At 73.7% G+C, this 8,674-nt stretch carries 11 protein-coding genes and 1 pseudogene; 5 read left to right on the forward strand and 7 right to left on the reverse strand.

The window, feature by feature from the left end; translation table 11 throughout:
• The first annotated feature begins 113 nt into the window (after window positions 1–113).
• Window positions 114–593: an SH3 domain-containing protein gene (locus tag E1200_RS27735; protein WP_131955028.1), complete on the forward strand. Its 480-nt coding sequence runs from the start codon at window positions 114–116 to the stop codon at window positions 591–593.
• Window positions 594–629: 36 nt separating this feature from the next.
• Here E1200_RS27735 and E1200_RS27740 read toward each other — a convergent pair whose 3' ends face one another.
• The 3 genes from E1200_RS27740 to E1200_RS27750 all read right to left on the reverse strand — a co-directional run bounded on the left by E1200_RS27740 (window position 630) and on the right by E1200_RS27750 (window position 2,920).
• A complete protein-coding gene (locus E1200_RS27740; protein ID WP_131955029.1) occupies window positions 630–821 on the reverse strand; it encodes a hypothetical protein in 192 nt (63 codons plus the stop codon).
• A 72-nt stretch (window positions 822–893) separates the two neighbouring features.
• Window positions 894–2,237 carry a HAMP domain-containing sensor histidine kinase gene (locus E1200_RS27745; RefSeq protein ID WP_131955030.1) on the reverse strand — a complete coding sequence of 448 codons (1,344 nt, stop codon included), beginning with the start codon at window positions 2,235–2,237 and terminating at the stop codon, window positions 894–896.
• Complete coding sequence (locus E1200_RS27750; RefSeq protein ID WP_207933569.1) at window positions 2,234–2,920, reverse strand: response regulator transcription factor; 687 nt, start codon at window positions 2,918–2,920, stop codon at window positions 2,234–2,236. The genes E1200_RS27745 and E1200_RS27750 overlap by 4 nt, the downstream gene beginning before the upstream one ends.
• A 27-nt stretch (window positions 2,921–2,947) precedes the next feature.
• Here E1200_RS27750 and E1200_RS27755 point away from each other — a divergent pair, with 27 nt between their 5' ends.
• On the forward strand, window positions 2,948–3,478 hold the full coding sequence (locus tag E1200_RS27755; protein ID WP_131955031.1) for a hypothetical protein: 531 nt from the start codon (window positions 2,948–2,950) through the stop codon (window positions 3,476–3,478).
• Between the two features lie 28 nt (window positions 3,479–3,506).
• On the opposite strand, the gene E1200_RS35000 is transcribed toward E1200_RS27755, so the two are convergent.
• On the reverse strand, window positions 3,507–4,139 hold the full coding sequence (locus tag E1200_RS35000; RefSeq protein WP_131955032.1) for a PaaI family thioesterase: 633 nt from the start codon (window positions 4,137–4,139) through the stop codon (window positions 3,507–3,509).
• A 148-nt stretch (window positions 4,140–4,287) separates the two neighbouring features.
• On the opposite strand from E1200_RS35000, the gene E1200_RS35005 reads away from it, so the two are divergent.
• Window positions 4,288–4,836, forward strand: a complete 549-nt coding sequence (locus tag E1200_RS35005; RefSeq protein WP_243708874.1) for a DUF4870 domain-containing protein — start codon at window positions 4,288–4,290, stop codon at window positions 4,834–4,836.
• A 13-nt stretch (window positions 4,837–4,849) separates the two neighbouring features.
• On the opposite strand, the gene E1200_RS27770 is transcribed toward E1200_RS35005, so the two are convergent.
• Window positions 4,850–5,533, reverse strand: a complete 684-nt coding sequence (locus tag E1200_RS27770; protein WP_131955033.1) for a cyclase family protein — start codon at window positions 5,531–5,533, stop codon at window positions 4,850–4,852.
• Between the two features lie 99 nt (window positions 5,534–5,632).
• Between E1200_RS27770 and E1200_RS27775 the strand changes: the two genes are divergently transcribed.
• Entirely contained in the window at window positions 5,633–6,460 is an 828-nt protein-coding gene (locus tag E1200_RS27775) for a HipA family kinase (protein WP_131955034.1), read from the forward strand.
• Complete coding sequence (locus E1200_RS27780) at window positions 6,457–6,858, forward strand: DUF3037 domain-containing protein (protein ID WP_279485209.1); 402 nt, start codon at window positions 6,457–6,459, stop codon at window positions 6,856–6,858. The genes E1200_RS27775 and E1200_RS27780 overlap by 4 nt, the downstream gene beginning before the upstream one ends.
• Window positions 6,859–6,870: 12 nt before the next feature.
• On the opposite strand, the gene E1200_RS27785 is transcribed toward E1200_RS27780, so the two are convergent.
• Window positions 6,871–7,779 carry a hypothetical protein gene (locus E1200_RS27785; protein WP_131955035.1) on the reverse strand — a complete coding sequence of 303 codons (909 nt, stop codon included), beginning with the start codon at window positions 7,777–7,779 and terminating at the stop codon, window positions 6,871–6,873.
• 148 nt (window positions 7,780–7,927) lie between these two features.
• Window positions 7,928–8,674, reverse strand: a pseudogene (locus tag E1200_RS34060) (hypothetical protein); the annotation flags it as partial.

Raw genomic sequence — 8,674 nt, forward strand, 5'->3', positions numbered from 1 at the left:
GGTGGGGAGCAACGAGGGCGAAGGTTGACCAAAGCCTCCTCTTAACTTAACGTCCTCCATAAATAACTCTGGGTAGTCATATGGCGGCACGTCGGACACACCTGGAGGAAGAGATGCATGTAGGGGTAAAGCTCGGTGTCGGGGTCGCCGCGGCCGCGCTGGCGGGGGGAGTGCTCGGCGGCGGTACGGCCGCCGCCGCGCAGTCGCCGCCGGTCCCGGGGGCGGAGAAGCCGAGCATCGCCGATCCGCGGCCTTCGGAAGAGGAGGGGCACGGGCCCGGTGCCATCCACGTCGGGCCCGAGGGCGCCGCCAAGGCGATGGCGCGGCTGGAGGACCGGGACCACGTGCGCGTTCGCTGGTGCGTCGGGACGGTCCTCCCGCAGAACGGGCTCAACGTCCGGACCGGGCCGGGGACCAACTACGCCATCGTCGGGACGGCCGCTCGCGGCTCGCAGGTCACCACGGACTGGGACACCATCCAGCGCCGTAACGGGTATCTGTGGGTGAGGCTCCGCAACAGCAACAACTGGATCGCCGACTACAAGATCGGCGACGGCAACGGCAAGTGGTACATCGCCTACAGCAACTGCTGAGGCGTTCGCCCGCCGCCCCGCCTCATCGGCCGCCGGTCATGGGGCGGGGCTCTGCGTCGCCGCCGCCCTGATCGTGTACGAGCTGGGCGCCGTCGGGATGTTGCCGCTCGCGCGGATGGCGAGGACGGCGATCAGCGCGGCGACGACGAGGCCCACGACGCCCACGAGGCCGGCGGCCACGTACTGGGAGCGCCGGGGGTCGTACGGGGAGCGGGGACGACGCTTCATGCCCGCCAGGGTAGGAAGGTCCGGCGGCGCCTTTCCGGTTGTTAAGGCGGATTTAAGCTCCGGCTATGCCGGCTAGGTGCGGGAGTGGCGGCGGCGGACGAGGCGGCGGGAGCGCCGGGCGGGCGGCAGCCACTTGGTGCGGAACCACATCTGCACCTGGGCGCCGCCGAGGACGCTGCGGTGGATGCGCAGGTAGCCGCCCGTCGACTCGGCGGCGCGGCGGGCGATGTCCAGGCCGAGGCCGGTGGAGCCGCCGCCGCTGCTGCCGCGCTCCAGTGCCGCGTCCGGGTCCGCTATGCCGGGGCCGGCGTCGGCGACGAGGATGCCGGTGACGCCCTGGCCCTGGTGGAGGGTGACGGCGAAGCCGGTGCCCTCGGCCGTGTGCCGGAAGATGTTGCCGAGCAGCGCGTCGACGGCGGCGGCGAGCTCGGTGCCCGGCAGCGGGAGCTCCGCGGAGCCGTCGGCGCCGATCAGCTCGCAGGTGCGGCCCTCGTCCTCGGCGAGGACGGACCAGAACGCGACGCGGTCGCGCAGCACCTTGACGGCGTCGCAGCTGCCCCGGCCGGTCGGTCGCCGGACGGTCCGGATGATCTGGTCGACCTCGTGCTCGATGCGGTCGACGGCCTCGCGGGTCTGGTCGGCGACGGGCCCGTCGCCGAGGGCCTCGACGTTGAGCCGCAGCGCGGCCAGCGGCGTGCGCAGCCGGTGCGAGAGGTCGGCGGCCATCTCCCGTTCGGCGGCCAGGAGCTGCACGACGTGGTCGGCCATCGCGTTGAACGCCAGCCCGGCCTCGATCAGCTCGGGCGGCCCGTCCGGCTCGATCCGCACCGACAGCTCGCCCTCGCCGAACTCGCCGGCGGCCTCCGCGAGCCGCCGGGTCGAGCGGATCATCCGGGCGCCCAGCCGGTCGGCGACGGCGACGGATCCCGCGACGAGCGCGGCGGCGACGGTCGTCATGACCAGCCACGCCTGCCACACGCCGCGGGACAGGTCCTCGTCGGGCAGGAAGACCTCGACGACGGCGGTCCGGCCCGCGTCCAGCGACACCGGCTGCAGCAGCGCGTAGCCGCCCTCGACGCGGGCGTTGTAGGCGCGTCCGCGCCGCCCGGCCTCGGCGAGCTGCTCGGGGTCGGCGCCGGACTCGCCGTGGCCCTCGCGCGGCACGAGCCCGCCGTCGGGCATGTGCACGGTCATCCGGCCGGCCGCGCCGGCGGCGGTGCTCGCGACGGCGCGGTCGAGCGCGGCGGGGTCCTCGGTGACGACGAGGACCGGGCCGAGCGCGCTGGCCTGCCGCTCGGCGCTGGTGAAGGCGCGGTCCCGGGCGATCTCCCGGACGGTTAGCGCGAGCGGGATCAGGAACGCCAGCGCCACCATCGAGGTGACCGCCAGGGACACCAGGACGAGGGTCTTCCTCATGACCGCGGATCGGGCTCGGCCAGCCGGACCCCGACGCCGCGCACCGTGTGCAGGTACCGCGGCGCGGCGGCGGTCTCGCCGAGTTTCCGGCGGAGCCAGGACAGGTGGACGTCGATGGTCTGGTCGTCGCCGTACGCCTGCCGCCACACCTCGGCGAGCAGTTCGCGGCGGGCCACGACGCGGCCGGGACGGGCGGCGAGGTAGGCGAGGAGGTCGAACTCGCGGCGGGTCAGCTCCAGCGGCTTGCCGTCCAGCATCGCCTCCCGGCGGTCCAGGTCGATGTGCAGGCCGCCGACGGTGAGCTCGGCGGTCGGGCCGGAGCGCACGGACCTGCGCAGGACCGCCGCGAGGCGGGCGCTGAGGTGCTCGATGGAGAACGGTTTGATGAGGTAGTCGTCGGCGCCGGCGTTCAGTAACCGGACGATCTCGGGCTCGTCGTCGCGCGCCGTCGCGATGATGACGGGGACGTCGGATATCCCCCGCAGCATCTTCAGCACCTCGGCGCCGTCGAGGTCGGGCAGCCCCAGATCGAGGACGACGACGTCGGGCGGCGACTGGGTGACCTCCCGCAGCGCGTCCATCGCGGTCCCGACGCTGCGTACGACGTACGACCGCACGCTCAATTCCCGGATCAAGGCGGTCCGGACATTCGCATCATCCTCGACCACCAGAACACTCGCCATGGCGGCACCGTATGCCACCATGTGCCCATGCGTCGCGCGATGTCGTATGTTGCCCCGTGGGCGGGGGTGACCGCGTTAGCGGTGGCGCTGTCCTGGCTGGGGGTCCGCGGCGTGGTGCGCGGCGCGGTGTCGGATCGGGCCTCCCCGCCGCCGATCGCGGGTCCGGTGATCCATTCCAGCCCGCCCGGGCCGACGTCGATCGGCCTGCCCACGTCCCATCCGGGCCCGCCGCCCGGCGAGGACCGGGGCCCCAAGCCGTCGAAGAGCCCGAAGGCGCCGCCTCCCGCGCCGCCCGGCGAAGGGGACGGCAGCGCCGCCCCCTCCCGGAAGCCGGCCGACAACGTCCGGAGCTACGCGACCCGCGGCGGACGCACCGCCATGGCCATTGAGAAGGACCACGTACGGCTGGTTTCGGCGACGCCCAACCCCGGCTACGAGACGCGCGTGACGAAGGCCAGGGGCTGGCTTCGCGTCGACTTCCTCGACGACGACCACACCTCCTCGGTGATCGCCACATGGGCCGAGGGCGATCCCGCGGTGAAGGTCTACGAGTACTGAAGGCCCACGAGTACCGCGGCGGCGCCGCTCACACCCCTGAGGCGACGAACGTGTCCGGCATGATGAACATCGCGGTGGCCTCGACCGTGACACGGCCGTCCGGACCGGAGATCGTCCCGGACGCGTAGACCTTCCGGCCCTCCACGCGGCTCGCCTTCGCCTCGACGGTGAGCGGAACGCCGAGCGGGGTGGGCCGCCGGTAGCGGGTCTCCAGCGTCGCGGTCATGCCGGGCGTGCCGGAGACGGCCGCGGCCATGCCGAGGGCCTGGTCGAGCACCATCGCGGAGACGCCGCCGTGCACGTACGTCGGCGGCCCCTCGTACAGGTGGCCGAGGGTGAACTCGCCGCGGACGAGCCCGTCCGGGCCGGCCGTCAGCGCGACCGGGGGCGCCAGCGGGTTGAGGGCGCCGGTGACGGGGTTGCCGGTGGCCCGGTCCAGGACGCCGTCGCCCGACATCCGGTACGGCGGCGCGGCATGGCTCCGCTCCGCCAGCCGCGCGGTCAGCGCCACGACCTCCTCCGCCACCACGGCGGCCTCGGCGGCACCGGCCCCGGTGAGGACGGCCGCCTCCGCCAGCTCGCGGATCCTGGCGGCGAGTCCCGCCAGTGCGGCCGACTCCTCGTCCCCCAACTGGTGCCGTTCCATCGGCATCGCGCTCATCGGCCCTCCCGTCTACCCGAACGAGATTCTAGGATGCGGGCGGGCGTGCCCGGGACGGCGGGGTCCCGCGGGCCGCCGGCGCGGCCTGCGCTGCGCCGCGGCGTTCGGTAGATTCCTAGGACACACCGAAGGATCCGAGGGAACACCAGTGAAGGATCACCCCCCGCCGCCGCAGCAGCCCGGACAGCCCCCGCCGTACCCGGGCGCGTACGGCGGCGCGCCAGGTCAGCCGCCCTACGGGCAGCCGCCCGGCGGCGGCCACTACGACCCGCCGCCGCCAGGCGGGCCGTACGACCCGCACTACGGCTACGGGCCGCCGCCACCGCCCCAGGGGCAGCCGCCGGCCGAGGACGCGACGTGGGCGATCTTCGCCTACGTCGGCAACGTGCTGATCGGCTTCCTGCCCGCGCTGGCCATCTACCTGGCGAAGAAGAACACCTCGCCGCTGACCCGCTTCCACGCGGCCCAGTCGATGAACTACCAGCTCACGCTGCTGATCCACCTGCTGGTCGTGGTGGCGCTCTGCGTGCCGCCGACCATCGTCTTCGACACGCCGCTCTTCCTCATCGCGCTAGCCGTCCCGTACCTGGAACTGCTCATCGCGGGCTGGTGGCTCCTCATCCTCGGCGCGGTGAAGGCCGGCAAGCAGCAGTACTACCGGTTCCCGACCTTCTTCTGCTTCCGGATGATCCGCTGACCTGAAGCGCCCTCTAGAGGAGCACGGCCCGGTCGTCCACGCGGGCGACGGCGCGTGCGGGCGCGCCGTCCGCGCCGGAGAGGGCGATCGGGAAGAGCGACACCTCGATCGCGCAGCCCGAGTCCTGCGCCTCGACGACCCGGCCGAGCCCGGTCAGGTTCTCGCCGACCACCGCCCCGGCCCCGCACAGGACGCGGTGGGCCGCCAGGGAGAACTCGTCCGAGCCCGGCGGTGCGGTCCGGTCGACGCTGAGGGCGTCGATGCACACCGTGCGGACGCCGGAGGCGACCACCGCCTCGGCGGTCTCGGGAGCGAGGTAGGGGTGGCCCAGGTAGTCGTCGCTCCCCCACCGGTCGGACCAGCCCGTGGCGATGAGCAGGACGACCCCGGCTTCGAGCCCGGCCGGCAGCGACTCCGGGCCGATGGCGGCGCGGAGCGGCAGGCCGCGGACGTCCATGACGACGGCGGGGCCGGTGAAGCGGGTCAGGGGCAGTTCGTCCAGGCGCGGAAAGGCGTCGTCGATGTGGAAGGGGGCGTCCACATGCGTGCCGGACTGCGAGCCCATGTGCAGGGCCAGGACGTTCACCCCGGCCTCGGCGGCCGTCAGCGCGGGCACCACCGCCACCGCGGGATCGCCCGGGTAGACCGGCATTCCCGTGACGATCGGCACCGACAGGTCCAGCAGCTCAACGCCCATGTCACCGTCCTCCAGCCCCCGCCCGCCACCAACCAAACGACGAGCTCCGCTCGGCTGATCGATTATCTCAGGCGTGTACGCAGCCGATAGCGTTGCGGCGTGTTGCCACATGTGACGGCCATCCGATACGTGACGCCGCTGCGCGAGGGAGGGTCGCTGCCGGGCATCGTCGAGGCCGACGACCTCGGCACCTATGTGACGAAGTTCCACGGCGCCGGGCAGGGCCGCAAGGCGCTGATCGCCGAGGTCATCGCGGGCGAGCTGGCCCGGCGGCTCGGCTTCCGGGTCCCCGACCAGGTGATCGTCGACCTCGACCCGGCGATCGGACGGCACGAGCCCGACACCGACGTGCAGGACCTGCTGAAGGCCAGCCCCGGCTGGAACCTCGGCGTCGACTTCCTGCCCGGGTCGCTCGGCTTCGACCCGCTCGGCTGGCGCCCCGACCCGGGCTTCGCGTCCCGGGTGCTGTGGTTCGACGCGTTCATCGGCAACGTGGACCGGAGCTGGCGCAACCCGAACATGCTGGTGTGGCACGGCGACATCTGGCTGATCGACCACGGCGCGAGCCTCATCTTCCACCACGCGTGGTCGAACGCCGCGAAGCTGTTCGCCGGGCCGTACGACGTCGACGACCACGTGCTGACGCCGTACGCGACGCTGCTGGCGAACGCCGAGGCGGAACTCGCCCCGAAGATCACCGAGGAGCTGCTGCGCGAGGTGACCGGCCTCGTCCCCGACCGGTGGCTGGCGGACGAGCCGGGATTCGACGGCCCGCAGGCCCTCCGGGACGCCTACGTCGACATCCTGCTGCCGCGCGCCGGGAAGCCGCGTGACTGGCTGCCCGCGACCGACGTCTCCGGCCGCCGGCCCGACACGGCGTCCCGGCGCGGCAGGAACCGCCCCGACTGGCTCGGCGGTGCCTCGTGAGCAACATCCGGTCCCGGGAGGACCCCACCGTGTTCGAGTACGCGGCGCTGCGCGTCGTCCCGCGCGTCGAGCGGGGCGAGGTGATGAACGTGGGCGTGGTGGTGTACTGCCGCGCGCGCGACTACCTCGGCTGCCGCACGCACCTGGACGAGCGGCGCCTCCTCGCGCTGGACCCCTCCCTCGACCTGGCGGGCGTGCGGGCCGGCCTCAAGGCCGTGGACGCCGTCTGCTGCGGCGGTGAGCGGGCGGGGCAGGCCGCGGACGAGGCCCCCGGCACGCGCTTCCGGTGGCTGACCGCGCCGCGCAGCACGATCCTCCAGCCCGGCCCCGTCCACGCGGGGCTCACCGAGGACCCGAAGGCCGAGCTGGACCGGCTCCTCCACCTACTGGTCAAGTAGCGCCGCGCGGGGCTACGTCCACTCCCAGCGGATGCCGTGGTAGCCGGCGGCCACGCCGAACTCGATGAAGTGGACGCTGTGGTAGCTCGACAGCCGCAGGTCGGCCGAGTCCTTGAGCGCGGTGTTGCCGTCGGGCCGCCACGTCCGGTAGCAGCGGGCGGGCAGCGCGGCCGGGTGGAACCGGACCTCGATGAGGAACTCGTGCTGCGGCGTGCGGAACCCGCGGCCCTCCTCGTTCACGGGCGGGCCCGTCTCGTCGAAGCCGAACCCGTACTCCAGCAGGTAGGTCTCGCCGCGGCCGAGCGCGCGGTCGAACAGCAGCTCGGCGGCGATGAGGCCGCTCGCCTCGTCCATCCGGACCCGCCCGAACCGGCAGCCGCGCGCGAAGCGGGAGGACGGCAGGACGCCGTGCGGGTGGTGGTAGACGGCGATCCAGCGGTCGACGCCGCGCTGCTGCGCCTGGAACACCGCCCGGGACCGGACCTCGCGCAGCTCCCGGCGCCGCCCGATCGTGTGCTGGTCGTGCAGGCTGAGGCCGGTGAGCTGCCGCCCGCCGCGGTCGCCGATCTCGTCGAGCAGGTCGCGGACGCCCGGCTCGGGGCACAGCTCCTCCACCGGCAGCCACGCCCCGGCGGACCGCTCGGCGGTCGGTTTGAGCAGCGTGAGCAGCGAATGGCGCGGCAGTTCGAGGATGACCTCAAGGCCGCGGACGGCGCGCATGGAGTCCGCGCGCTCGGGCCGGGTCCGCCCGCGCTGCCAGTAGCTCAGCGTGGACAGGCTGACGGCGATGCCCTGCGCCTCCAGGCGGCGCCGCAGCGAGTCGAGGCTGAGGCCGCGCGCCTGGATGGCCGCGTGGAGGGCGACGTTGAAGGGACCGTACTGCAGCACCTGTAGGAGATCGTCTTCCGCGACACTCTGCACCGCTGGCCTCCGGATCCGCTCCGGCCGGCCCCCGCTTGACGGCCTTGACTCCTGCGCTTGCGACTTCAGCGCTCACTGTAAGGCCAGGGAGGCGCGATTCCAACCGGCAACAACCGACAACCGCGGTCCGGCCGCCCCGCCCCGGGCCTCAGTGCCACTCCCATTCGATGCCGACGATGCCGCGGCGCACCGCGCCGACCGCGAGGTTGGCGCTGCCGGACGTGCCGATCCACAGCTCGCCGAGGCGCCGCCGGGGCGCCGGCGAGCTCTCGGCGGTGAAGCCGTAGCAGCGCGCGGGCAGCCGGTCGCCGGTGAACTGGACGATCGCGACGTAGTCGTGGACCGGGTGCGGGAAGCGCCGGTCGTAGCTGTCGGCGGCGGGCGGCCCGACCGGGCCGAGCTCGTACTCGACGACCGCGGTGTCGCCCGCCGCCAGGACCCGGTCGAAGACCAGCTCGAACGCCACGAGCCCGCCCTCGGCGCGGATCCGGCCGGGTCGGCAGTACCGCACCTTGGTGAGGGCGACCGCCCCGGCCGGGACGTCGTCCGGCTTGTCGTCCGGCGTGTCGTCCGGCTTGTCGTCCGGCCGGTGGCCGGCACCGTTGCCGAGCACGGGGACGCCGCCCGGCTCACCCGTCTGATGGACGCACACCACCCGGTCGATGTCGTCGCCCGCCGCCCGCAGGACGGTGCGCACCGACAGCGTCCAGGAGCGGCCCGCCTCGTCCAGCCGGTAGACGTCGTGGACGCTGAGCCGTTCGAGCCGGTGGTCGCCGGACCGGTCGAGCTGGCCGACGAGGCCCGCATACCCGGCCGGGTCCGGCCACAGCTCCCGTACCGGGCGGCCGCGGTCGGCGGGGGCGAGGCCGGGGGCCGGTGCCGCGCGGAGGGCGGG

This window comes from Actinomadura sp. GC306 (assembly GCF_004348665.1).
Taxonomy (GTDB): Bacteria; Actinomycetota; Actinomycetes; order Streptosporangiales; family Streptosporangiaceae; genus Spirillospora.

Coding starts and splice junctions, on each gene's coding strand:
- E1200_RS27735 (WP_131955028.1), top strand. CDS start 114: ATGCATGTAGGGGTAAAGCTCGGTGTCGGGGTCGCCGCGGCCGCGCTG.
- E1200_RS27740 (WP_131955029.1), bottom strand. CDS start 821: ATGAAGCGTCGTCCCCGCTCCCCGTACGACCCCCGGCGCTCCCAGTAC.
- E1200_RS27745 (WP_131955030.1), bottom strand. CDS start 2,237: ATGAGGAAGACCCTCGTCCTGGTGTCCCTGGCGGTCACCTCGATGGTG.
- E1200_RS27750 (WP_207933569.1), bottom strand. CDS start 2,920: ATGGCGAGTGTTCTGGTGGTCGAGGATGATGCGAATGTCCGGACCGCC.
- E1200_RS27755 (WP_131955031.1), top strand. CDS start 2,948: ATGCGTCGCGCGATGTCGTATGTTGCCCCGTGGGCGGGGGTGACCGCG.
- E1200_RS35000 (WP_131955032.1), bottom strand. CDS start 4,139: ATGAGCGCGATGCCGATGGAACGGCACCAGTTGGGGGACGAGGAGTCG.
- E1200_RS27770 (WP_131955033.1), bottom strand. CDS start 5,533: ATGGGCGTTGAGCTGCTGGACCTGTCGGTGCCGATCGTCACGGGAATG.